Annotated in this window: 22 protein-coding genes and 1 pseudogene; 9 read left to right on the top strand and 14 right to left on the bottom strand. The window is 62.1% G+C overall.

Features of this window, described 5'->3' with window-relative positions; all coding sequences use genetic code 11:
- Positions 1 to 279 precede the first annotated feature (279 nt).
- Positions 280 to 1464, top strand: coding sequence for an MFS transporter (locus tag HX855_RS03740; RefSeq protein WP_177088895.1), 1185 nt, complete (start codon positions 280 to 282; stop codon positions 1462 to 1464).
- On the opposite strand, the gene HX855_RS03745 is transcribed toward HX855_RS03740, so the two are convergent.
- The 3 genes from HX855_RS03745 to HX855_RS03755 form a co-directional block, all read right to left on the bottom strand.
- Entirely contained in the window at positions 1458 to 2495 is a 1038-nt protein-coding gene (locus tag HX855_RS03745) for a dienelactone hydrolase (RefSeq protein WP_177088896.1), read from the bottom strand. The two genes, HX855_RS03740 and HX855_RS03745, sit on opposite strands and share 7 nt — an antisense overlap.
- A 227-nt stretch (positions 2496 to 2722) precedes the next feature.
- Positions 2723 to 3334: an FMN-dependent NADH-azoreductase gene (locus HX855_RS03750; RefSeq protein ID WP_177088897.1), complete on the bottom strand. Its 612-nt coding sequence runs from the start codon at positions 3332 to 3334 to the stop codon at positions 2723 to 2725.
- A 120-nt stretch (positions 3335 to 3454) separates the two neighbouring features.
- Positions 3455 to 4393 (bottom strand): AraC family transcriptional regulator, encoded by a 939-nt coding sequence (locus HX855_RS03755; protein WP_177089013.1) that lies wholly within the window; start codon positions 4391 to 4393, stop codon positions 3455 to 3457.
- A gap of 157 nt (positions 4394 to 4550) precedes the next feature.
- On the opposite strand from HX855_RS03755, the gene HX855_RS03760 reads away from it, so the two are divergent.
- Positions 4551 to 5459: a LysR substrate-binding domain-containing protein gene (locus tag HX855_RS03760; RefSeq protein WP_177088898.1), complete on the top strand. Its 909-nt coding sequence runs from the start codon at positions 4551 to 4553 to the stop codon at positions 5457 to 5459.
- On the top strand, positions 5456 to 5812 hold the full coding sequence (locus HX855_RS03765) for an MmcQ/YjbR family DNA-binding protein (RefSeq protein ID WP_177088899.1): 357 nt from the start codon (positions 5456 to 5458) through the stop codon (positions 5810 to 5812). The genes HX855_RS03760 and HX855_RS03765 overlap by 4 nt, the downstream gene beginning before the upstream one ends.
- A 3-nt stretch (positions 5813 to 5815) precedes the next feature.
- On the opposite strand, the gene HX855_RS03770 is transcribed toward HX855_RS03765, so the two are convergent.
- The 7 genes from HX855_RS03770 to HX855_RS03795 form a co-directional block, all read right to left on the bottom strand.
- A complete protein-coding gene (locus HX855_RS03770; RefSeq protein WP_177088900.1) occupies positions 5816 to 6301 on the bottom strand; it encodes a DoxX family protein in 486 nt (161 codons plus the stop codon).
- Positions 6252 to 6710, bottom strand: a complete 459-nt coding sequence (locus HX855_RS03775; protein WP_177088901.1) for a response regulator — start codon at positions 6708 to 6710, stop codon at positions 6252 to 6254. The genes HX855_RS03770 and HX855_RS03775 overlap by 50 nt, the downstream gene beginning before the upstream one ends.
- A gap of 62 nt (positions 6711 to 6772) precedes the next feature.
- Positions 6773 to 7543, bottom strand: coding sequence for an OmpA family protein (locus HX855_RS03780; protein WP_177088902.1), 771 nt, complete (start codon positions 7541 to 7543; stop codon positions 6773 to 6775).
- A 9-nt stretch (positions 7544 to 7552) separates the two neighbouring features.
- On the bottom strand, positions 7553 to 7954 hold the full coding sequence (locus HX855_RS03785; protein WP_177088903.1) for a DUF4398 domain-containing protein: 402 nt from the start codon (positions 7952 to 7954) through the stop codon (positions 7553 to 7555).
- Positions 7955 to 8136: 182 nt separating this feature from the next.
- Positions 8137 to 8259, bottom strand: a complete 123-nt coding sequence (locus HX855_RS33155) for a hypothetical protein (protein WP_256353061.1) — start codon at positions 8257 to 8259, stop codon at positions 8137 to 8139.
- Between the two features lie 148 nt (positions 8260 to 8407).
- Entirely contained in the window at positions 8408 to 8791 is a 384-nt protein-coding gene (locus HX855_RS03790; protein WP_177088904.1) for a DUF1294 domain-containing protein, read from the bottom strand.
- Positions 8788 to 9618, bottom strand: a complete 831-nt coding sequence (locus HX855_RS03795; RefSeq protein WP_177088905.1) for an undecaprenyl-diphosphate phosphatase — start codon at positions 9616 to 9618, stop codon at positions 8788 to 8790. Before HX855_RS03795 ends, HX855_RS03790 begins: the two co-directional genes overlap by 4 nt.
- A 319-nt stretch (positions 9619 to 9937) precedes the next feature.
- On the opposite strand from HX855_RS03795, the pseudogene HX855_RS33770 reads away from it, so the two are divergent.
- The 4 genes and pseudogenes from HX855_RS33770 to HX855_RS03810 form a co-directional block, all read left to right on the top strand.
- Positions 9938 to 10627, top strand: a pseudogene (locus tag HX855_RS33770) (cache domain-containing protein); the annotation flags it as partial.
- A 120-nt stretch (positions 10628 to 10747) separates the two neighbouring features.
- Positions 10748 to 11482: a methyl-accepting chemotaxis protein gene (locus HX855_RS33775; RefSeq protein WP_375140057.1), complete on the top strand. Its 735-nt coding sequence runs from the start codon at positions 10748 to 10750 to the stop codon at positions 11480 to 11482.
- A 228-nt stretch (positions 11483 to 11710) separates the two neighbouring features.
- Positions 11711 to 12274 (top strand): nicotinamide riboside transporter PnuC, encoded by a 564-nt coding sequence (gene pnuC / locus HX855_RS03805; RefSeq protein WP_063029869.1) that lies wholly within the window; start codon positions 11711 to 11713, stop codon positions 12272 to 12274.
- Complete coding sequence (locus tag HX855_RS03810; protein ID WP_177089015.1) at positions 12271 to 12816, top strand: AAA family ATPase; 546 nt, start codon at positions 12271 to 12273, stop codon at positions 12814 to 12816. The genes pnuC and HX855_RS03810 overlap by 4 nt, the downstream gene beginning before the upstream one ends.
- Here the strand turns inward: HX855_RS03810 and HX855_RS03815 are convergent.
- Positions 12784 to 13218, bottom strand: coding sequence for a MarR family winged helix-turn-helix transcriptional regulator (locus HX855_RS03815; RefSeq protein ID WP_256353062.1), 435 nt, complete (start codon positions 13216 to 13218; stop codon positions 12784 to 12786). The genes HX855_RS03810 and HX855_RS03815 overlap by 33 nt on opposite strands.
- A gap of 75 nt (positions 13219 to 13293) precedes the next feature.
- Here HX855_RS03815 and HX855_RS03820 point away from each other — a divergent pair, with 75 nt between their 5' ends.
- Positions 13294 to 14454 carry an NAD(P)/FAD-dependent oxidoreductase gene (locus HX855_RS03820; RefSeq protein ID WP_177088907.1) on the top strand — a complete coding sequence of 387 codons (1161 nt, stop codon included), beginning with the start codon at positions 13294 to 13296 and terminating at the stop codon, positions 14452 to 14454.
- Here HX855_RS03820 and ggt read toward each other — a convergent pair.
- A complete protein-coding gene (gene ggt, locus HX855_RS03825) occupies positions 14448 to 16172 on the bottom strand; it encodes a gamma-glutamyltransferase (protein ID WP_177088908.1) in 1725 nt (574 codons plus the stop codon). The two genes, HX855_RS03820 and ggt, sit on opposite strands and share 7 nt — an antisense overlap.
- A gap of 153 nt (positions 16173 to 16325) precedes the next feature.
- On the opposite strand from ggt, the gene HX855_RS03830 reads away from it, so the two are divergent.
- Positions 16326 to 16961, top strand: a complete 636-nt coding sequence (locus HX855_RS03830; RefSeq protein WP_177088909.1) for a TetR/AcrR family transcriptional regulator — start codon at positions 16326 to 16328, stop codon at positions 16959 to 16961.
- A gap of 129 nt (positions 16962 to 17090) precedes the next feature.
- Here HX855_RS03830 and HX855_RS03835 read toward each other — a convergent pair whose 3' ends face one another.
- Both HX855_RS03835 and HX855_RS03840 read right to left on the bottom strand, forming a co-directional pair.
- On the bottom strand, positions 17091 to 20627 hold the full coding sequence (locus HX855_RS03835; RefSeq protein ID WP_177088910.1) for a molybdopterin cofactor-binding domain-containing protein: 3537 nt from the start codon (positions 20625 to 20627) through the stop codon (positions 17091 to 17093).
- 16 nt (positions 20628 to 20643) lie between these two features.
- Positions 20644 to 21120, bottom strand: coding sequence for a (2Fe-2S)-binding protein (locus HX855_RS03840; protein WP_177088911.1), 477 nt, complete (start codon positions 21118 to 21120; stop codon positions 20644 to 20646).
- Between the last annotated feature and the right edge of the window lie 379 nt (positions 21121 to 21499).

Consider the following 21499-nt stretch of genomic DNA (forward strand, 5'->3'; position numbering starts at 1 on the left):
GGGCAGGGACGCCCCGTCGCGGCGGCCCGCGGAGCAATGCCGGAGTGCGGGCACACCGAGCCTAGGCGAGGTGCCGAGTGGTGGGGCAAGAGCCCTTTTGGTTACTTTTGGGGCTCTTTTCCAAAAGTGACCCGCCGTAAGGGCGGAACCCATAGCCGCCGTTACCGCAGCAACGGATATGCCCCCCGCCCTCAAATACACCCAATATAGTTAGCCTGCTTCCTTTTACCCCAAGCCCTTGCCATGATGCGCCTACCGCCCGCCCGCGAACGAGTCCCCATGTCTGCCCCACAGCCCGCCGCCCCAAGTTCCTTGTCGATCACCCTGCAGATCGTCTCCATCGTTTTCTACACCTTTATCGCATTCATCTGCATCGGCCTGCCGATTGCGGTAATCCCCGGCTACGTCCACGGCGAACTGGGCTTCAGCGCCGTGGTCGCCGGGATAACCATCGGCTCACAATACCTGGCAACGCTGCTGAGCCGCCCAATGGCCGGACGCATGTCGGACAACGTGGGCACCAAGCGCGCCATCGTGCTGGGCTTGAGCGGCATCCTGCTGAGCGGCGTGCTGACTTTCATCGCCACATTGGTCCAAAACCTGCCCCTGCTGAGCCTCGGCATATTAATCGTCGGCCGCCTGCTGCTGGGCGTGGCTCAAGGCCTGATTGGCGTCGGCACCATCAGCTGGTGCATGGGCGCGGTCGGCGCCGAACACACCGCGCGCTCGATCTCATGGAACGGCATCGCCTCCTACGGCGCGATTGCCATTGGCGCACCGCTGGGTGTGGTGATGGTCGCCGATTACGGCTACACCAGCCTCGGCATCGCCCTCACGGTGCTGGCAGCCCTGGGCCTGCTGCTGATCCGCAACAAGCCCTCCGTGCCCGTGGTGCGCGGTGAGCGCCTGCCGTTTTGGGCCGTGTTCGGGCGTATCGCCCCGTTTGGTGCCAGCCTGTGCCTGGCGTCGATCGGCTACGGCACCCTCACCACCTTTATCACCCTGTATTACCTGAACCGTGGCTGGACCGGCGCAGCCTGGTGCCTGACGGTGTTTGGCGTGTGTTTTATCCTGTCGCGCCTGGTGTTCATCTCTGCGATCAACCGTTTCGGCGGCTTCACCGCCGCCATTGCCTGCATGACCATCGAAACCTTCGGCCTGACGCTGCTGTGGCTGGCACCGTCCACCGGTGTGGCATTGATTGGCGCCGGGCTTACCGGCTTTGGCTTGTCGCTGGTGTACCCGGCGCTGGGCGTGGAGGCGATCAAGCAGGTGCCCAACAGTAGCCGTGGCGCCGGGTTGAGTGCGTATGCGGTGTTTTTTGACCTGGCGCTGGCAATTGCCGGGCCGCTGATGGGCGCGGTGGCGTTGAACCTGGGCTATTCGTGGATCTTCTTCTGCGCCGCCCTGCTCTCGATCACCGGCCTGGGCCTGACCTTGATGCTCAAGCGCCGCGCTTACTGATCAGCCGTTTGCAAACCCGCCCGGGTGGATTGCGCCAGGGTGTGGTTGAAAAACCGCCCGGCCTCGGAAATCAGGTCGCGGTGGATGCTTTCACGGTCGACCCCGTCCGCATCGGTGCACATGGCAGGCATCGCGGCCAGTTGGCTCTCATCGCAAGGCGCCATGAACACGAAGTGCCCTGCCCCGGCCAACAGTTTGAAGTCCGGTGGCTCCGGCAGTTTGCGCGCCAGGGCCTCGGCGTTCTTGTCCACGGCCACCAGCTTGTCGCCGTCGCCGCTGTAGAGCAGCACCGGTACATGCACGTCCGCCAGGGTGTGGCGGCCAAACATCAGACTCAGTGGCGCCATCAACATCAATGCATGGATGCGCGGGTCGGCCTGGGGTTGCAAGTCATCGCGGTCGGCGATCAGCTCGCCCTTGGTGGTGCAGGCGTCGCGGTCTTCGGGGCGCTGTTGGCAATAGCGACGCAGACGGTCCAGGTCCGGTTTGGCACCGGCGAGGATCAGCGCGGTTTCGCCGCCGGCCGAGTAGCCGATAACGCCCACCTGATCGACGTTGACGAATGGCGACAGCATCGGGTCGCCGAGGGTGGCGGTGATGGCTTCGGAAATCTGGATCGGGCGCCCATACAGGTTGCTCAAGGTGCCCAGGCGGCTGTGGTCCTTGTAGTTGTCGCCAGGGTGCAGCACCGCGACCACCACAAACCCTTTGCGTGCCAGGGAGGTGGCGAGGTCGTGCAGGGCCAGGGGGGTGCCGGTATTGCCGTGGGACAGCATCAACATCGGAAAGCGGCCGATGGCGATTTTCGAATCTTCAGTGGCGGCGATGTGATAAGCGCCCACCTGGGTGATGTGTTCCTGGTCGGTGGACGGGTAGAACGCGACGGCTTTCATCGGCTGCAAATCCAGCGGGTCGAGAAAGGTCATGCGATGAAAGCCCACACTCCAATGAGGGCGCGGCGCGGGCGCGGCTTGCACTGAAATCAGGCCGCCGAGCAGAGAAAGAACCAAGACTGCACAAAGACGCATCATGGGGATGTCCACCTTTGCTGCGTAAGCCCGCGTAGCTATTGAAATATCCATGGTTCAGGCGCTCGGAACGGCAGGGTTTACCCATGCGTGCATAACCTGGGCCAAAGTAGTGACAGCGGGTAAACGAAAAAACTCCGTATTCCGTTCGCTTTTCAGGCGAGCAGAATACAGAGTTTAGGCGCCTCGAATCAGATTGATATCGAGGAACAGCAAAATTTACACAAGTCTTACGCAGCGGCGAACAATTGGTCGTTGATCACTGCGTGGGCGTCGCTGATTGCCTTGCTGCGCACTTCATCGCCGTAGCCCAAACCGTGAGCGCGGACGATCTCGATGTCGGTGATGCCGAGGAAGCCCAGCAATACCTTCAGGTAGTCTTCGTGAGCCACGCCGGTAGGCTGGCCAACATGCAGGCCGCCGGAAGTCGACACGATGATGACTTTCTTGCCACCGCACAGGCCTTCAGGGCCGGCTTCGGTGTAACGGAACGTCTGGCCGGCGACGGCGATGCGGTCGATCCAGGCTTTGAGCTGGGTCGGGATGGTGAAGTTGTACATCGGCGCAGCCAATACAATGGCGTCGGCGGCGAGGAATTCGGCCAGGGTCTTGGCGCTCAGCTCGGCTTCGTGCTTCTGCACCGCGTCACGCAATTCGGCAGCCGTGCCCAGGGCACCCAGGGTCACGCCGGAGAAGTGGGTAATGCCTTCGCTGGCCAGGTCACGGTAGGTCACTTCAGTGCCTGGCTCGGCCGCCTGCCAGGTCTTGACGACACCGGCGCTCAACTGACGGGAAACCGAGTTGTCGCCGAGGATGCTGGAATCGATATGCAACAGTTTCATGGGGTATCTCCAAGTAAGCATCGCCAGGGGCGACTGAATGGAAATAAGCCTACAGATGAAACCAATCATCGATTAGTCGGGCAAAATGCGATTGTTCGTCCCACTGACAGGACAGTCATCTTAATGGGACGAGACATAGATAGACGGGGAAGTGGGCGCCGGCAACGCGTAGGTGCGCTTCATCCAGTCAATCTCTTCAAGGGGCGTACGCCCGAAGAACCGCTTGAACTCACGGCTGAACTGCGAGGCACTCTCGTACCCCACCTTGGCGCAGGCCGTCGCGGCGCTGATATCACTCCTGAGCATCAGCAACCGCGCCTGATGCAAGCGCGTCGACTTCAGGTACTGCATGGGCGAGGTGTCGGTCACCGTACGAAAGTGCGCATGAAAACTCGGCACGCTCATCATGGCTTCTTTGGCCAGTTCCTCCACGTCCAGGCGCTGGTCGTAACACGCATGAATCTTGCGAATCGCCCGGGCCACCTTGCCAAACTGGCCCTGGCGATTCAGCGCGGCACGCATCGATCCGCCCTGCTCGCCCGTGATGATGCGGTAATAGATTTCCCGCATCAGGGTGGGGCCGAGCACCCGGGCTTCCACCGGCACACTCATTACTTCCAGAAAGCGCAACAGCGACTCACTGAGCTTGTCATCCATCGGCGAGGCGTACATGCCCTTGGGGCTGGCTTCAGGCGACGGGGCCAGCGCGTCAAGTTCCAGCATCAGCTCGGCCGCCAGGTTGAAATCCAGGCGCAGGTACACCGCCAGCATCGGCTCGGCTTCACTGGCCTCGGTTTCCATGGTGAACGGCACCGGCACCGACACCACCAGGTAGTGCTGGGCGTCGTAGACATAGATGTCTTCACCCAGGTAACCGCGCTTGCGGCCCTGGCACACGATCACGATACCCGGGTCGTAAAGCACGGGTATCCGTGTCAACGGCCGGTTGGAACGCAGGAAACGCACGTCATCCAGGGGCGTCAGGTTGTAGCCTTCCACCGGTGCCAACTGTCCCATCAGCTCGATGATTCTGCGGGTGCGTGGATGCTCAAGGCTCATTGGAATGCACTGGCCGGGAAAACCCAGAAGGTAACCCGCCGAAGCCTCACTGGCCAGCCAACTGGCGTCGCGAGCGGGCTGGCCCTTGAAGTTGGGGGTGGATTTGCCGACGCCAGGCGCGGATAGTTCGTCCCATTGACAGGACAATAGGCCCACCATGCAAGATCTGAATGACCTCTACTATTTCGCCAAAGTAGTGGAAGCCGGCGGTTTCGCCGCCGCCGGGCGCCTGCTGGGGATACCCAAGTCGCGGTTGTCGCGGCGCATTGCCGAGCTGGAAGAACGCCTTGGCGCCCGCTTGCTGCAACGCACCACCCGCCAACTGACCCTGACCGCCGTGGGTGAACGTTACCTGCGCCACTGCCAGGCCATGCTGCTGGAGGCGGAAATGGCCGATGAGGCGGTGGCCAGCATGTCCAGCGAGCCGCGTGGCCGGCTGCGGGTCAGCAGCCCGGTGGGCCTGGCGCATCAGTTCCTGCAGACCGTGGTGGCGGAGTTCCTCAGCGCCAACCCGCTGGTGCAGCTGGAGATGAACTTGGTCAACCGCCGCGTCGACCTGGTGGCCGAAGGCATTGATGTGGCCCTGCGCGTGCGTGAGCTGGGGGACGAAGACCCGCTGCTGGTGACCAAGCGCCTGCGCCAGGCACAAACCGCCATTGTCGCCAGCCCCGCCTTTGTGCAAGACCGGCAGATCAACACCCTCGAAGACCTCAAGCAACTGCCAGTACTGGGCGCCCTGGAAGCCGACCGCATGGTGCACTTCCGCATGCTGAGCCCGGAAGGCATTAGCCACGACCTGGTCATGGAAGCCCGGCTGGGCATCGACGACTTTCTGGTACGCAAGGCCTGCGCCCTCGCCAGCCTGGGGTTTACGGTGCTGCCGATGATGTATTGCGAAGAGGAATTGGCCAGTGGCCAGTTGGTGCAACTCTTGCCGGAATGGTCCTTGCCGGGTGGCTGGTTGCAGGCGGTTTACCCGCACCGGCGTGGCGTGTTGCCGGCCGTGCGGGCCTGGATCGACCACCTGGATAACGCCTTCAAAGGCTGCGGAGACCGTTTGCTATGAAAATGACCGAAGACCAAGTCGCCGCGTTTTGCCTGGGCTTGCCCGGTGCGCGGGAAGACTACAAATGGGGTGGCGTGCGGGTGTTCTCCATCGCCGGTAACAAGATGTTCGCCGTGCAGCACCTGCGGGGTGATTCGCTGGCATTCAAGGTCGACAAGGAACTGTTCCTGGGCCATGTGGACCGCCCGGGCATCCACCCGGCGCCGTATCTGGCTCGGGCCCAGTGGATCATCATGGAAGCGCCCTACCCGCTGAGCGCTGAAGAGCTGCGTGGCTTGTTGCAGCGTTCCCACCAGTTGGTGGTGAGCAAGCTGCCCAAGCGTACGCAGGTGGGGCTTAAGCTGGAGACATAACCCCTAGCGGAGGTTGAATCGACGATCCAGCGACAGCGTGCCCGCCCCCCGAGCGATGATGATCAGCAACAAGCCCGCGAGGACCAGATGGGTTGGCCAATCCCCCGGAAACAGGAAGACCTGGATCACCGCGGTCATTCCAAGCAATGCCAGCGCAGACATCCGTGAGAACAATCCCACTACCAGAAGCAGCGGAAACAGGTGCTCGGCGTAGGCTGCCATGTGCGCCGCCAGCCCAGGGGAAATGAACGGCAATGCATAGTCGGTGCGGAACAGTTCAAGGGTGGCTGGCGAGACGGTCAAGAAGCCTTCGACTTTCGAGCGTCCTGCAGTAAAGAAAAACCCTGCGATACCCAACCGGGCAACCAGTACCAATAGTGACTCGCCCAGCAACGCGCTGGTGCGGTCCGCCAATTGATTCCACCTGCCGCGCAGGCTTTTATCGTGAGTAGAGACTGTGGTCTGTAGTGTGTCCAAAACGAACTCCATGGGTGATGAGGCTATTGGCAACCAACGGGGTCGAGTCAATGATCAGCATGAACCCGGCCAGTGATCGAAAGTCCGGCGTTTTTTCCAGCGAGGCGTGTACCGCTTGATGCCCGGGGGTCGGCATGTCGGACAGCCCGATCCGGTAATCGCTGTAGACCAACGCGTGATGGACGTGGGCGTTGAATTGGCAAAAATGCGCAAGGTTCACGCCTTCATGGGCTGCCATCAATGAATCGACAATCAGCAAATCAAAGGGATAAACCGGCGGCGCGGCCAGCGCGACCAACTCCTGGTAAGACCCCGCATGGGCGATGCAGTAGTAACCCAGGCGATTCAACATTTTTTCTATGACGCACCGCTGCACCGGCTGTTTGTCTGCAATCAATATTCGTAACGTTCTATTGACCATGGTCTGAGTTCCAGGACGATGCAGGCGGGGCCTGCACGTTTTCAGCTATGCAACGTTGGCGGCTATCGGGCCTGGACCGCCGTCGAGCCATTGGAGACGATCACTTCCACCCGGCGATTCAGCTGGCGGGCACTGGCGGTGTCGTTACCGGCAACCGGGTATTCCTCGCCATAGCCATGGGTAATGATTCGTGCAGGGTCCACGCCTTGCTGAATCAGGGCGAACGCCACCGCATCGGCACGTCGCTCAGACAGCTTCTGGTTCGAGGTTTCGCTGCCGACGGTGTCGGTGAACCCTTCGATGCGCACTTTGCGTTCGAGGTTGTTCTCCAGGAAACCCGCCAGCTGTTGCGTATCGCGCCGTGCCCCCGACTTGAGGTCAGACTTGCCGGTGTCGAACAACACATCGCCAAAGGTAATCACCTGGCCACGGTCGCTCGGTTTGGCATCCAGGGCCTGCAAGGCCTTGAGCTGTTGAGTGCGAACATCCAACTGCACCTGGGTGCGCTCAACGTCGATATTGGCCAGGCCTGCGCTGGCTTCACGCCCGGCAATGGTCTGTTGCGCCAGGGCAATTTTCTGCGTGGCCAGGTACGCCAGTTGATCGAGACCCGCGGCCTTGCGGTCCGAGTTGGACAGCACGTCGGCCTTGCTCAGGGCGGTGAACGCGTCTTTGGTTTCGATCGGTGCCAGCGTGCTCGACTTGGGATTGTTTTGCAGGTCCGAGAACTGTTGGCGCGCGTCGAGCAACTGAGGGTTTTCCGGTGTCGCAGCACAGCCCGCCAATACCAGGGCAACAGCCGAGGCCAGGGGTAACAGCAAATAGGTACGCATGGTTAATCCTTAGCGGGTTGGAGTAGGAACTGACGCCGGTGCTTGCAGCATTTCCTGCTTGAGCACTTGAATGCCGCTTTTGGCGTCCGCCAGCGCTTTCTGCGTTTTAACCGTGGTCGCGGTGCGCTCGGCCAGGCTGGCATCCGCCTGAATCTGCTCTGCCAATGCCTTGACCTTCACATAGTTCTTTTCACCCATGTCCCGCTCCATCACGAAGACTTTGTCTTGTGCGGTCTTCATCTGCAGCGGCGCGTATTCGGTTGCCCCGGCAGACACGGCACGGTTGACCGCGTCTTTGGCGAGGGAAATCTGGTCCGTGGGGATCGGGGCACTGGCACACGCACTCAAGGTGGCCGCAGTGACCAGCAGCAACATAGCGGGCGCTCGGATGTTCAGGTTTCGATACTTCATTCAATGCTCCAACCAGTTCAAGTTGAGGAACTTCCAGGGACAAATCCCGTTACAGATGATGCGCGGCTCACGGGCTGGAACAACGACGAACGGGACTGCAGACTTGTAGGAAATTTCCCAAGCATCAAATCGCGCGCAAAAAAAAACGGCATTAAGCCGGCCCAAACGTGCAGAGATTCCTGCTAGATGTAGGTGTTGTAGCGCGACAGCCCTGCGAAGTAGAGAAACTCAAGGCAATCCAATCCTGGATAACCCAAATCGCACAACACGATATCGACCGCACCGTCCTTGTTCAGCAACGCCATCGCCTGTTTTCTAGGACAAGAACGCGAGGAAAAGTCATCAATTGCCTGCCAGGTACTCATAGACCAAGGCAGGCAAGTGTACGGTTTGAGTCTTATTTTTGAGGAAGGCGGTTCCCGCAGGGCTGTAGGGATTTTCCCAAGACCTGTTCTAGAAAACCGATAAGAGTGTGCCACCGAGAAACAACTGATCCATCCAGAACACCTGGTGCAGCAACACAATCACCCAGAACAGCACCTGATACGACACCTTGCGCGTCTTGTGACGGAACACTTGCTGGGCGATCAACGCCCCCGGCCAACCGCCTGCCAGCTCCACAGCGTGCAGGATGTTTTCCGGGGTGCGCCAGCCGTCTTCGCGGGCCTGGCGCTTGTCGCGCCAGTACAGCAAGAACGCGATCACGCTGACCACGCCGTAGGCCACCAGCGGGATCATAGAAACCCCGCGATACCCCAGCAGCGCCGAGCCCAATAGCGGCGCGGCGCAGAGCAGCGCAAACACCAGCGCCTTGAAGCGCGGATGCTGGATGCTCATGGCTTGACGGCCGACCAGTCGATCCAGCCGAACTGCCAGGTGGCCAGGATGACGAGGCCGAAGGCGATCCGGTACCAGGCAAACGCCGCGTAGCTGTGGCTGGCGATGAACTTGAGCAGCGCCTTGACCGCGATCATCGCGAAGATGAACGAGGTGACGAACCCGATGGCAAACACCGGCAGGTCATCGGGCTGGAACAGGTGACGGTATTTGTAGCCCGAATACACCGCCGCACCGACCATGGTGGGCATCGCCAGGAAGAACGAGAACTCGGTGGCGGTTTTGCGCGACAGGCCGAACAGCAGGCCGCCAATGATGGTGGCGCCGGAACGCGAGGTGCCCGGGATCATCGCCAGGCACTGGGCGAAGCCGACTTTCAGGGCGTCTTTCCAGGTGATCTGGTCGACGGTTTCGGCGTGCACTTCATGTTGGCGGCGCTCGGCCCACAACATGATGATGCCGCCGATCACCAGCGCCGTGGCCACGGTGATCGGGTTGAACAGGTAGTGCTTGATCAGGTCGGCAAAAATCACCCCCAATACCACCGCCGGCAACACCGCGATGATCAGGTTGATCGTGAAGCGCTGGGCGTTGCGTTGGGTCGGCAGGCCGATCACCACGTCCAGAATCTTGCGTCGAAACTCCCACACGACGGCCAGGATCGCGCCGAGCTGGATGATGATATTGAACGCTTCAAAGCGCTCGCCACCGAAGTTGATCAAGTCAGCGACGATAATCTGGTGCCCGGTACTGGAGATCGGCAAAAACTCCGTCAGCCCTTCTACAACCCCGAGTATCAGTGCCTGAACGGCGGTCCAAAGATCCATCGATTCCCCCAAAGGTCATGCCCGCGGCATGCCTCGTTCATATTTTTTAAACGTTCACTAACGAAGAGTACGCGGCGAAAGCTGCGCAAATAATCAAGACCGAGCTGCGAAAATTCCGTGAAAAATCAGGCAGGACTCAGGTTTTTTGATTCTGGGCCGAAAGCCTATCAGACAAGCCGGAAATGTCGATGCAGCACCCAAAATTATAAGAACACGGAGTGACAGGACCATGAACAGTTTGCGCAGTATGTCGATCAGCCGGCGCCTCTGGCTGATCCTGATTGTCGCGGTGCTGATGCTGCTAACCCTCGGCCTGCTTATGCTCAAGCAGATTCATGGCGACCTTTACCTGGCCAAGAGTGAACAAACCCAGCGGGTGGTTCTGACCGCCAGCGGAATCCTGACGTATTATCACAGCCTCGAAACCAGTGGCGTCCTGACCCGTGAGGCGGCGCAGAAGCAAGCTTTGAGCGCGGTACGTGGCCTGCGCTACGGCAAGGATGATTACTTCTGGATCAACGACCTCACGCCCGTGATGATCATGCACGCGGCCAACCCCAAACTGGATGGGCAGAACTTGTCGGCCATTCGCGACCCGGACGGCTTTGCGGTGTTCAACGAGTTCGTGATCCTGGCCAAGGCCAAGGGCGCCGGGATGGTGAATTACCGCTGGCCCAAGCCCGGGGCCGATGCGCCGGTGGCCAAAACTTCGTATATCCAGCTGTTTGAACCGTGGGGCTGGATTATCGGTTCCGGCGTGTATGTGGATGACGTGCAAGCCGAATTCCGCGGCCAGGTATGGAGTGCCTCGGTGGTGGGCCTGGTGATCGCCGTGGTCATGGCCCTGCTGGTGTTGCTGATTGCCCGCAGCATCGTGCGCCCGCTGCAGCAAGCGGTGAACGCCATGGCCAATATCGCCAGTGGCGAAAGCGACCTGACCCGCAGCCTCGACACCCACGGCCAGGACGAAGTCACCCAACTGTCCCGGCACTTCAACAGCTTTACCGCCAAGTTGCGCCAGGTGGTCGGCCAGTTGCAGACCTGCGCCAATGCCCTGGGCCAGTCCTCCACGGAGCTGGGCAGCAATGCCAGCGACGCCCATGACCGCAGCCAGCAGCAATCCCAGCAGATGGAGCTGGTGGCGACGGCGATCAACGAAGTCACCTACGGCGTGCAGGACGTGGCCAAGAACGCCGAGCACGCCGCCAGTGAAATGCGCGATGCCCAGGTGCAGGCGGAACAGGGCCAGCTCAATATCGACGGCAGCCTGCAACAGATCGACCAGCTGTCCACCACCATCAGCCAGGCGGTGGACGTGATCCGCACCCTGTCGACGGAAAGCACGCAGATTGGAGGGGTACTGGAAGTGATCCGCTCCATCGCCGACCAGACCAACCTGCTGGCCCTGAATGCCGCGATCGAAGCGGCCCGGGCCGGGGAGCAAGGCCGTGGTTTTGCGGTGGTGGCCGATGAAGTACGGCTGCTGGCCCAGCGCACGCAAAAATCCACGGCTGAGATCCAGGGCATGATCGAGCGGCTGCAGGGGCATTCGGAAGCGGCGGTCAAGGTGATCAGCGACAGCTACCAGGCGTCGCAACTGACCATCGAACAAGCGGGCCAGGCCGGCGCGAGTTTGACGGCCATCGGCCAGGCGCTGCGCAATCTCAATGGGCTGAATGCATCGATTGCCAGCGCCACGTTGCAGCAGGCGCATGTGGTGGAGGACATCAACCAGAACGTTACCCAGGCGGCCGGGCTTTCTCATAGCACCGCGTTGGCAGCGCAACAGTCGAGCGTGGCGAGTGCGCACTTAAAAGGCTTGAGCGAACAACTCGACGGGCTTCTGCGCCAGTTCAAGGTCTGACTCGATCTGTGCCAAAAGGGCTTTCTGTGGTGAGGGGGCTTGCCCCCCTGGGCTGCGAAGCGGCCCCAAAACCCTGGCACTCGGTTTGTCTGAAAGAACGTGTTTACCTTATCAGGGCCGCTGCGCAGCCCAACGGGGGGCAAGCCCCCTCGCCACAGAGGAGCTCTACCCCGCGCCCACCACTCTGGTTACAATCACCGCCCTCTTCGACTCCCCCAAGGAACCGCCATGTCCGGGCTTGAACTGTTTGCCGCCGCCCTGGGGGTGATCGCTGTCTGGTTGACGGTTAAACAAAACCCCTGGTGCTGGCCCATCGGCCTGGTGATGGTGCTGCTGTACACCTGGATCTTCTTCGATGTGAAGCTCTACTCCGATATGCTGCTGCAAGTGATCTACGCCGCCCTGCAGCTCTACGGCTGGTGGCAGTGGACCCGCGCCGGCGAGGTCAAGCAAGGCCGGCAGGTCACCAGCCTGGGCCTGCAACCGATCCTCCAGGGCCTGGCCGTGGGTGCGCTGGGCAGCCTGTTGCTGGGGGCGGCCATGGCCCACTGGACCGACGCCGCCCAACCATGGCTCGACGCGGCCCTGACCGGCTTCAGCCTGGTGGCGCAGATGTGGATGGCGCAAAAACGCGTGCAGTGCTGGCCGTTGTGGGTCGCCCTGGATGTGATCTTCGTCGGCCTGTTCCTCTACAAGGGCCTGTACCTCACCGCCGCGCTCTATGCCTTGTTCACCGTGATCGCGGTGCAGGGCTGGCGCGAATGGCGCGCCGACCCGGCGTTGCACGCATGAAAGTGGTGGTGCTGGCCGGCCCGGAATCCAGCGGTAAAAGCTGGCTGGCGGCCCAGTTGCAGGCGCATTTTGGTGGCGAAATGGTGGGCGAATACGTGCGCCATTTCATCGACCACCACCAACGCGACACCACCTTGGCCGATATCCCGGACATCGCCCGTGGCCAACTGGCCTGGGAAGATGCCGCCCGCCATCGGCAGCCGGCGTTGCTGATCCTGGACACCAACCTGCTGACCAACACACTGTGGAGCCAGACCCTGTTTGGCGACTGCCCGGCGTGGCTCGACAGCGAACTGCTGGCCCGCCACTACGACTTGCACCTGCTGCTGTCGCCGGAAGACGTGGAATGGACCGCCGATGGCCAGCGCTGCCAGCCGGAATTTGCCGACCGCCTGGCATTCTTTCAGGCCAGCCTTGACTGGCTGAGGCAACAGCACCTGCCACTGCAGGTGATTCGCGGTGACTGGCAAGCGCGCCAGGCCCAGGCGTTTGCCGCCGTGGAGCAGCTGCTACACCCGCTCCAGGTTGGCATTCAGCTTTAGCAGCAACGCCAGCAACGTCTGCTCCTCCTCCTCGGTAAACCCTTCCAGCGCCTGCGCGGTGCCCTGTAGCAGGACTTCCCTGGCCATCGGAAAGTTGGCTCGGGCAGCGTCTGTCAGGGTAATCAACCGGCTGCGTTTATCCGCAGGGTCCGGCACCCGTTGAATCATCCCGTCGCGCTCCATGCGGGCGAGCAATTGCGCCATGCTCGACTGCTCGACGCGAACGATGCGCACCAGTTCGGCCTGGGGCAGGCCCTCGCTGTGTTTGAGTGCCACCAGCACCGGAATCTGCGCCACGGCGAAGCCCAGTTCACGCAGGCGGCCTTCGTAAATCCGCGTAAAACTGCGGTGGGCGACGCCGATTTGTTGCATCGGGTGGGGAGCAGGTGATTGATCATTCATCGTGTCGTTGACTTTCCATAGGAGCCTATGCATCAAATGTATAGGATCCTATCAACGCCACCAAGGACAATTTTCATGAACCGCTCATTACGCGTTGCCATTGTCGGTGGCGGCCCCGCCGGGCTGACCCTCGCCCGGATACTTGAGATCAACGGTTTTGCCGTCAATGTGTTCGAGCGTGAGCGCGGACCGCTGGAACGCCCCCAGGGCGGCACCCTCGACCTGCACGCCGAATCCGGCCAACTGGCGCTGAAACGCGCCGGCCTGGAACACGCCTTCCGCCGCATCGCGCGCTACGAAGACCAAGGCTCACGCCTGATGGATAAACACGCGCACCTGCTGCTCGAAGACCCCGACCCCAGCGCCGGCGACCGCCCGGAAGTCGACCGCACGGCCTTGCGCCAGATCCTGCTGGATTCACTGTCTCCCGATTGCGTGACATGGGACGTCAACATCACCGGGGTTCATCCGGCGGACGATGCACGCTGGACCCTGCATCAGGGCGACACCCGTCATGGGCCTTTCGACCTGATCGTCGGCGCCGACGGTGCCTGGTCAAAAGTCCGTCCGCTGCTGTCGCGCTATCAGCCACAGTACAGCGGGCTGACCTTTATCGAATTCGGGATTGATGAGGTGGACCGCCGCCACCCGGCCATCGCCAGGCTGGTAGGTCGGGGCAAACTAGACGTCTCGGGCGACGCCCGGGCACTGGTGGTGCAGCGCAATGCCAACGCGCACTTGCGCGGCTACGCCATCTTTCGTGTTCCCATCGAGTGGGCCGAGCACCAATTCGACTGGTCTTCGCCTGAGGCTACCCGGCACTCATTGCTGGCCCAATTCGAGGGCTGGCACCCGGATATTCTGGCGCTGTTGCACGCCGCCAATGACCGGTTTCTATCCCGGGGCATTTACGCCCTGCCCGTCGGCCATCATTGGGCGCACCGCCCAGGCCTGACGCTGATCGGCGATGCCGCGCACCTGATGTCACCGTTTGGGGGTGAAGGCGTCAATGCGGCGATGCTGGATGGGGCGGAGTTGGCCCGGCACTTGATCGAAAACACCTCATGCTCCGAAGCGGTACACGCCTACGAAGCCGAGATGTTTGAACGCATTGAGCCCATTGCCCGTGACAGCGCAGAAGCGGCTGCCACCCAGCTTTCCCATGATGATATCGCCCTCTCCCTGGCGCATTTTCGCAGCCACCAGGGAGAGCACGACGGGTTGACGCCTCAGTAGCCCAACGACAACCCGGTATTGCGCCGTGGGTCGTTGGCCCCGTAGAAGCGGTTATTGCCGACCGGCTTGCCATCCAGGGACGGTGCGCCTACCAGGATAGCCGCCAGATGGTTGGCGTCCTGCGGGCCGGCAAACTTATGGCCCCAGCCTTCGAGGATTTTCTGGGTGTCGGGGCTCAGGGCAAAGCGCTCGATATTGGTCGCTTCAGGCAGCCATTGCTGGTGGAAACGCGGCGCGTCCACGGCTTCCTGAATGTTCATCTTGTAGTCGATCACGTTGAGGATGGTCAGCAACGTGGCCGTGATGATGCGACTGCCACCCGGCGTGCCCACCACCATCACCGCCTTGCCGTCCTTGGTGACGATGGTCGGGCTCATGGACGACAGCGGAGTTTTGCCCGGGGCGATGGCGTTGGCTTCGCCCTGGACCAGGCCGTACATGTTCGGCACACCGATCTTGGCGGTGAAGTCGTCCATTTCGTCGTTGAGGATCACCCCGGTCTTGCTCGCCATCACGCCGGCGCCGAACCAGTCGTTGAGGGTGTAGGTCACCGATACCGCGTTGCCCCACTTGTCGACGATGGAGTAGTGGGTGGTGTTATTGCCCTCGTGGGGCGAAACACCGGGCTTGATGTCCTGGGAGATCCCGGCTTTCTGCGGGTCGATGGCGGCGCGCAGTTTGGCGGCGTAGTCCTTGTCCAGCAGGTGGTCTACCGGGTTCTGTACGAAGTCCGGGTCGCCGAGGTAGCTGTTACGGTCGACGTACGCGTGGCGCATGGCTTCGATCTGGTAGTGCAGGCCCTGGGCCGAGTGATAGCCCAGCTCGGCCATCGGGTAGCCTTCGAGGATGTTCATGATCTCGCAGATCACCACGCCGCCGGAGCTCGGTGGTGGCGCGGACACTACGTGGTAGCCACGGTAGTCACACTCGACGGGCGCCAGTTCCCGGGTCTTGTATTTGTCCAGGTCGGCCTGGGTGATAAGGCCCTTGCCCGCCTGGCTGGAATCGACAATCGCCTTGGCGACCCAGCCCTTGTAGAACCCGTCGGTGCCCTTGGCGGAGATTTCCCGCAGGGTTTTCGCCAGGTCTTTCTGCACCAGCTTCTGGCCCAACAGCATAGGTTCGCCGCCGTGCAGGAAGATCCCGCGCAGGTCTTTGTCTTTCTTGAATTCGTCGGTGGCCGTGTGCAGCAGGTCAATGTCGCCCTGCTCCAGGGCAAAGCCGTCTTCGGCCAGCTTGATGGCCGGGGCGATCACCTGCGCGCGCTTGAGGGTGCCGTATTTGCTCAGGGCCAGTTCCATGCCCGACACGGTGCCGGGCACGCCGACGGCCAGGTGGCCTTTGGAGCTGAGGTCGGGGACGACGTTGCCGTCCTTGTCCAGGTACATGTCGGCGGTGGCGGCCAGCGGGGCTTTTTCGCGGAAGTCGAGGAAGGTCTTGCGCCCGTCGGCCAGTTGCACGGTCATGAAGCCGCCGCCGCCCAGGTTGCCGGCCGCCGGGTACACCACGGCCAAGGCGTAACCCACCGCCACTGCCGCATCCACGGCGTTACCACCGGCCTTGAGCACATCCTCGCCCACATGGGTGGCGAGGTGCTGGGCCGTGACCACCATGCCATTTTCGCCCGCCACCGGGGCCTGGGAGGCGGCGTGTACACCGCTGACGGTCAGCACCAGCGCCGTGGCAATCAATGTTCGGGTAAACGGTTGGTATTTCATCCCTGCATACTCTGTTTATTGGAAGAACTAGAAAGTAATACGTTTCGGATCCAAGCCCCAGCGTTATGCCGCGTTTGTGACAGAGCCTGTCGGTAACGGAATAATGCCCATGCTATATTCCGGGCCTTTACGCCGTGGGGCAGAGGCTTTTCGATGGTGATCAAGAAGACTGGCATTCGCGCCCAGCAAGCCGACCAGACCCGCGCGCGGATTCTCCAGGCGGCGGTCAAGGTCTTCACCCGCGACGGCTATTCCGGCGGGCGCGTGGACAGCATTTCCCGGGAAGCCGACTCCAACGACCGCATGCTGTACTACTACTTCGGCAGCAAGGAGCATCTGTTTGTGTGTGTGCTGGAACACACCTATGAACAGTTCAACAAGGCCGAAAGCAAGCTCAAGCTCGACCTGAGCGCGCCGGTGCAAGCATTGCAGGCGCTGGTGGGGTTTATCTGGAACTACTACGTCAAGCATCCCGAGTTTGTGGCGATTTTGAGTATCGAGAACCTGCACCAGGGCAAGCATGCGAAGCAGTCCGGCGAATTGCGGCGCTTGTCCGGGGAAGCGGTCGGGGTGTTGCGGCCGATCATTGAGGCGGGCCAGGCGCAGGGGTTGTTTCGCACGGACGTGGACATCAAGCATGTGTATTTGATGATTGCGTCGCTGTGCTACTTCTACAACTCGAACCAGCACACCCTGAGTTCGTTTCTGGGGGAGGATCTGGCGGACAGGGGTCAGCAGCGGGATTGGCTGGGGTTTATCAGTGATCTGGTGTTGCGTGGGGTACGGTAGAAACCGAATCAAAATGTGGGAGCTGGCTTGCCTGCGATAGCGGTGCGTCAGTCACTGAATTATTAGCTGATCCACCGCAATCGCAGGCAAGCCAGCTCCCACATTTGATCTCCATATGGCTTGAATTTGTCAGTGGGTGCCGGGATTGGCGCGCAGGTGTGCCACGGTTTTCTCCAGGCCTTCCCACTGCGGTGCATTGGGTGCAAAGCGGCTGCGCAGGTATGACGCCAGTTCCGCCACTTGGGTGTTGGACAGGCTGTCCTTGAACCCGGGCATATAGCCCAAGTCCCGGGTCGCCGGGGTGCTGATGCCCTGCAAAATCACCTTGATCAGGTTGTCCGGTTGGTCGCTGTGCACATTGGTGTTGGTCGCCAGTGACGGGCTGACCCCGAACAGCTTCGGCCCTTGCCCGTCCGCATGGCAGGCCTGGCACGCGCCTTCGAACACGCGGCGGCCATTGGCGTTGGGCATTGTCGCAGCGGCCACCACCTGCGCTTCGGCGGCGCCGCTGTCATTCAGCGAGGCCAGGTACACCGCCATGGCGCGGATATCGGTCTTGGGCAGCTTCGCCAGCTCGGTCACCACCGGTCCCATCGGGCCTGTCGCCACGCCGTGGGCATCGGAATAGCCGGTGCTGAGATAGGTGAACAGTTGGTCTTCAGTCCACGGCGTCGGTGCCTTGGACAAGCCATTCAACGCCGGCGCTTCCCAGCCGTCCACCGTGCCGCCCGCGAGGAACGCCTTGCCGCCCTTCTCCGCCCCCATCAAGTTACGCGGTGAGTGGCACGCCGCGCAGTGCCCCAGGCCATTGACCAGATAGGCCCCGCGATTCCATTGCTCGCTGCGCTGTGGCTGCACGGTGATTTCCCCCCGGCGCAAAAACAGCGCATTCCAGCCGGCCATCAACGGTCGGATATTGAACGGAAAAACCATGGCATTCGGCACCGGCGCCTGGCTGACCGGGGCCTGGGACATCAGGTAGGCATACAGCGCTTGCAGGTCGGCGTCGTTGATGTTGCGAAACGCGGTGTAGGGAAACGCCGGGTACAGGTTGCGCCCGTCGCGGCCAATGCCGTCACGCATCGCCCGCTCGAACGCCGGGTAGGACCAGTTGCCAATCCCGGTCTTCTCATCGGGGGTGATATTGCTGCTGTACAGCGTGCCGAACGGCGTGTGCATCGCCAGCCCGCCCGCATTGGTCGCCCCGCCCGGTGCCGTGTGGCACACCGCGCAATCCCCCACCGCCGCCAGCAAACGCCCGCGTTCCAGGGTGGCCTTGGACCAGGTGCCGGCGCTGGGCGGCGCGATCGGGGCGATTTCGCTGTGGAACGGCCACGCCGTGGCGGCCATGCCCAGCACCGCGCCAAACGCCGCGAACACTGAGCCAAACAACCACTTGCGGCGCTTCTCCGGGGACTTCGCCGGCTCCCCCAGGGTGCCGGCATTCAGGGCCGCCAGCACCCGCTCCGGGGTGATCGGCAACTCGCGAAAACGAATGCCGGTGGCGTCGTAGATCGCATTGGCAATCGCCGCCGCACTGGGCACCGAGGCAGACTCGCCGGCGCCCATTGGTGGCTGGTCCTGGCGCGGCATCATCAGCACGTCGATCTGCGGCACTTCAGGGAAGGTCAGGATCGGATAACCGCCCCACTCCTTGCTCGCCACGGTCGACTCTTCAAAGGTCACGCGTTCCTTGAGCACGCGGCTGGTGGACTGGATCACATTGCCGTGGATCTGATGCTGCACCCCCGCCGGGTTGATCATCATCCCCGCGTCGTGCCCGATCACCACCCGGGTCACCGAGACGTCGCCGGTGTGTTTGTCGATGGCCACATCCGCCACCCAGGCCGCCCACGCCGCGCCGAAGCCGGGGAACTTGCTGTGGATGTAGCGCGCGTAGGCAAAGCCCCGGCCCCGCAGCAGGTGGTCTTCATTGGCGGTTTGCATCGGTGCGGTGCGCGGGGCCCAGTTGGCCCGTTCGGCGGTGGACTTCACCAGGTCGATGGCGCGTTCGTCCTTGAGGTACCGCAGGCGGTATTCCACCGGATCGACCCCGGCGGCGAACGCCAGCTCGTCGATATAGGACTCATGGGCGAAGGTGTTGGGCAGTGCCGACACGCCGCGCATCCACGAGGCGCGCACGATGGGCGCCATGTCGTTGATGGTGACCCGCATATTCTCGATGTCGTAAGGCGGAATCGAGGTGCGGTCGCCCATCTCGAACATCGCCGCCACCGGCTCGACCCGGCCGGTCAGCAGCAGCGCCAGGGTGGGAGCGCCGTTGGACGGGTAGCTGGTTTCAAAGTCATAGGCGGCGATGCTGCCGTCGGCGTTCAGCCCGCCGTCCACCTCCATCAGCTGCGCGGTGCCCTTGGGCTCCCACAGGTGTTCCTGCTCGCGGGTCAGTTGCACCCGCACCGGCTTGCCCACGGCGCGGGACAGCAACAACGCGTCGGCACACACATCATCGGCGCAGTTGCGGCCGTAACAGCCGGCGGCTTCCATGCGGATCACGTCGATGGATGCTTCTTCGCATTCCAGCAACCAGGCCAGATCGGCCCGCAGCAGGTGCGGGTTCTGGCTGCCGGACCAGACCCGGCTGACCCCGGGCTGGTAATCCGCCACGCCACAGGACGGCCCGATGGAGCCGTGCATTTGATAAGGCCACAGGTAGGTGCGCGGCATGCGTTGGCTGGCAGCGGCCAGGGCTTCGTCGACGTTGCCCTGGTCGAGCACGGTACGGCGTACCCGTGGGTTGTCGCGAATCGCCTGTTCCACATCGCTCATGTCCGGCAACTGGTGGTTCCAGGGTTTCCAGTGCACCAACAATGCCTGGGCGGCCTTGATCGCCTGTTCTTCGCGCAAGGCGACCACGCCGACAAAATCACGGATCACCACTACCGCGACAATGCCCGGAATGTGGGCGATGGAGGCTTCATCCACCGTCAACAGGCTGTTGCCGACAAAGTCACCGCAGTCCAGGCCCGCATACGGCGGGCGGATCACCCGGCCATGGAGCATGTCCGGCACACGCATGTCGTGGACATAGGTCAGCTCGCCCGTAGCCTTGCCGGGGATATCCACCCGCGCGGCGCCCTTGCCCACCAGGCGGTAATCGGCGGTGGCTTTCAGCGGCGCATCGCCGCTGATACGCAGTTGGTCATGCTCACCCGTCACCAGCGCGCCATAGGTGGTGGTGCGTCCGTCGTCGGCAAAGATGACGCCCGCTTCGACCTTCAGGCTGTGTGCACTGACCGCCCAGCGTTGCGCCGCCCGTTCCAGCAGGAAACGCCGGGCTTCGGCGGCGGCGTTGCGCAGCGGGATCGCGTAGATTTGCAGCGTCGCACTGGCGATGGTCGCGCCCTGGTTCGGCACCCGTTCGGTGTCACCCAGCACCATGCACACCTGTTCCAGGGTCAGGTCCAGCTCTTCCGCGACGATCTGCGCCAGGGAGGTGCGAATGCCGGTGCCCAGGTCCACATGGCCGTTGAAGGCGTACACCCGCCCGTCATCGTTCACCGCAATAAACAGCCCCAGCTCCTTGGGCTTGACCGTCGGTGTGCCGCCTTTGGCCACCGGCCCCGAAGGCGGCAGCACGTCGTCGACGATCAGCAGCACGCCGGCCTTGGCCAGCCATTGGTCGCGGGAAGGGATTGTGTCAGTCATGGTCATCGATCCACGTTCAAGGCGTTTGGCGGGCGGCACGCAGCACCGCGCGGAGGATTTCGATATGGGTGCCGCAGCGGCAGAGGTTGCCCGACAGTTCGGTGCGCACCTCGGCTTCGCTGGGGTTGGGATTGCGGTCGAGCAAGGCCTTGGCGGTCATGATCATGCCGTTGAGGCAGTAGCCGCACTGGGCGGCCTGCTCGTCGATAAAGGCTTGTTGCACGCGGTGCGGGGTTTCGCGGGTGCCGAGGCCTTCGAGGGTGACGATGTCGCGGCCCACGGCGCCCGACAGCGGGAAGACGCAGGAGCGTGCCGCCACGCCATCGATGATCACCGTGCAGGCGCCGCACTCCCCCAGGCCGCAACCGTATTTGGGGCCGTTGAGTTGCAGGTCATTGCGCAGGATCAGCAACAGCGGGGTGTCCGCCATGGCGCTGACTTCGGTGGTGTGGCCGTTGACCTCAAGCGTTACCGTGATGTGCTGGCTGATCATTCGCTTCGCCCGTTGGCTTTGGTGAAGTGCCCACTACATCAAACAGTCAAAAAAAACGTCGCGTACCTGGGGTCTCGCGACACACTTGACTCGTGAAGTGGTTACTACATCAGTGCAGCGCAAGAACGGTGCCAGAAGATGGATGAATACCTGTGGCGAGGGAGCTTGCTCCCGCTGGACTGCGCAGCAGGCCCATCTTTTGGGGTCGCTTCGCAACCCAGCGGGAGCAAGCTCCCTCGCCACAAAGGGGTTGGGTTATCAACCTTGGAAGTTGGGGGATCAGCCTCGGAAGTCGGGCTATCAGCCTCGGAAGTATGGGGATCAGCCTTGGAAGTCGGGGATCAACCTTGGAAGTCGTGGATCAGCCTTGGAAGTCGGG

Origin of the sequence: Pseudomonas sp. IPO3778 (assembly GCF_013386825.1) — a bacterium.
Taxonomy (GTDB): domain Bacteria; phylum Pseudomonadota; class Gammaproteobacteria; order Pseudomonadales; family Pseudomonadaceae; genus Aquipseudomonas.

What these genes read in the sequence shown, in the direction of transcription:
- HX855_RS03740 (WP_177088895.1), top strand. Translation starts at nt 280, where the DNA reads ATGTCTGCCCCACAGCCCGCCGCCCCAAGTTCCTTGTCGATCACCCTG.
- HX855_RS03745 (WP_177088896.1), bottom strand. Translation starts at nt 2,495, where the DNA reads ATGATGCGTCTTTGTGCAGTCTTGGTTCTTTCTCTGCTCGGCGGCCTG.
- HX855_RS03750 (WP_177088897.1), bottom strand. Translation starts at nt 3,334, where the DNA reads ATGAAACTGTTGCATATCGATTCCAGCATCCTCGGCGACAACTCGGTT.
- HX855_RS03755 (WP_177089013.1), bottom strand. Translation starts at nt 4,393, where the DNA reads ATGAGCCTTGAGCATCCACGCACCCGCAGAATCATCGAGCTGATGGGA.
- HX855_RS03760 (WP_177088898.1), top strand. Translation starts at nt 4,551, where the DNA reads ATGCAAGATCTGAATGACCTCTACTATTTCGCCAAAGTAGTGGAAGCC.
- HX855_RS03765 (WP_177088899.1), top strand. Translation starts at nt 5,456, where the DNA reads ATGAAAATGACCGAAGACCAAGTCGCCGCGTTTTGCCTGGGCTTGCCC.
- HX855_RS03770 (WP_177088900.1), bottom strand. Translation starts at nt 6,301, where the DNA reads ATGGAGTTCGTTTTGGACACACTACAGACCACAGTCTCTACTCACGAT.
- HX855_RS03775 (WP_177088901.1), bottom strand. Translation starts at nt 6,710, where the DNA reads ATGGTCAATAGAACGTTACGAATATTGATTGCAGACAAACAGCCGGTG.
- HX855_RS03780 (WP_177088902.1), bottom strand. Translation starts at nt 7,543, where the DNA reads ATGCGTACCTATTTGCTGTTACCCCTGGCCTCGGCTGTTGCCCTGGTA.
- HX855_RS03785 (WP_177088903.1), bottom strand. Translation starts at nt 7,954, where the DNA reads ATGAAGTATCGAAACCTGAACATCCGAGCGCCCGCTATGTTGCTGCTG.
- HX855_RS33155 (WP_256353061.1), bottom strand. Translation starts at nt 8,259, where the DNA reads ATGGCGTTGCTGAACAAGGACGGTGCGGTCGATATCGTGTTGTGCGAT.
- HX855_RS03790 (WP_177088904.1), bottom strand. Translation starts at nt 8,791, where the DNA reads ATGAGCATCCAGCATCCGCGCTTCAAGGCGCTGGTGTTTGCGCTGCTC.
- HX855_RS03795 (WP_177088905.1), bottom strand. Translation starts at nt 9,618, where the DNA reads ATGGATCTTTGGACCGCCGTTCAGGCACTGATACTCGGGGTTGTAGAA.
- HX855_RS33775 (WP_375140057.1), top strand. Translation starts at nt 10,748, where the DNA reads ATGGAGCTGGTGGCGACGGCGATCAACGAAGTCACCTACGGCGTGCAG.
- pnuC (WP_063029869.1), top strand. Translation starts at nt 11,711, where the DNA reads ATGTCCGGGCTTGAACTGTTTGCCGCCGCCCTGGGGGTGATCGCTGTC.
- HX855_RS03810 (WP_177089015.1), top strand. Translation starts at nt 12,271, where the DNA reads ATGAAAGTGGTGGTGCTGGCCGGCCCGGAATCCAGCGGTAAAAGCTGG.
- HX855_RS03815 (WP_256353062.1), bottom strand. Translation starts at nt 13,218, where the DNA reads ATGAATGATCAATCACCTGCTCCCCACCCGATGCAACAAATCGGCGTC.
- HX855_RS03820 (WP_177088907.1), top strand. Translation starts at nt 13,294, where the DNA reads ATGAACCGCTCATTACGCGTTGCCATTGTCGGTGGCGGCCCCGCCGGG.
- ggt (WP_177088908.1), bottom strand. Translation starts at nt 16,172, where the DNA reads ATGAAATACCAACCGTTTACCCGAACATTGATTGCCACGGCGCTGGTG.
- HX855_RS03830 (WP_177088909.1), top strand. Translation starts at nt 16,326, where the DNA reads ATGGTGATCAAGAAGACTGGCATTCGCGCCCAGCAAGCCGACCAGACC.
- HX855_RS03835 (WP_177088910.1), bottom strand. Translation starts at nt 20,627, where the DNA reads ATGACTGACACAATCCCTTCCCGCGACCAATGGCTGGCCAAGGCCGGC.
- HX855_RS03840 (WP_177088911.1), bottom strand. Translation starts at nt 21,120, where the DNA reads ATGATCAGCCAGCACATCACGGTAACGCTTGAGGTCAACGGCCACACC.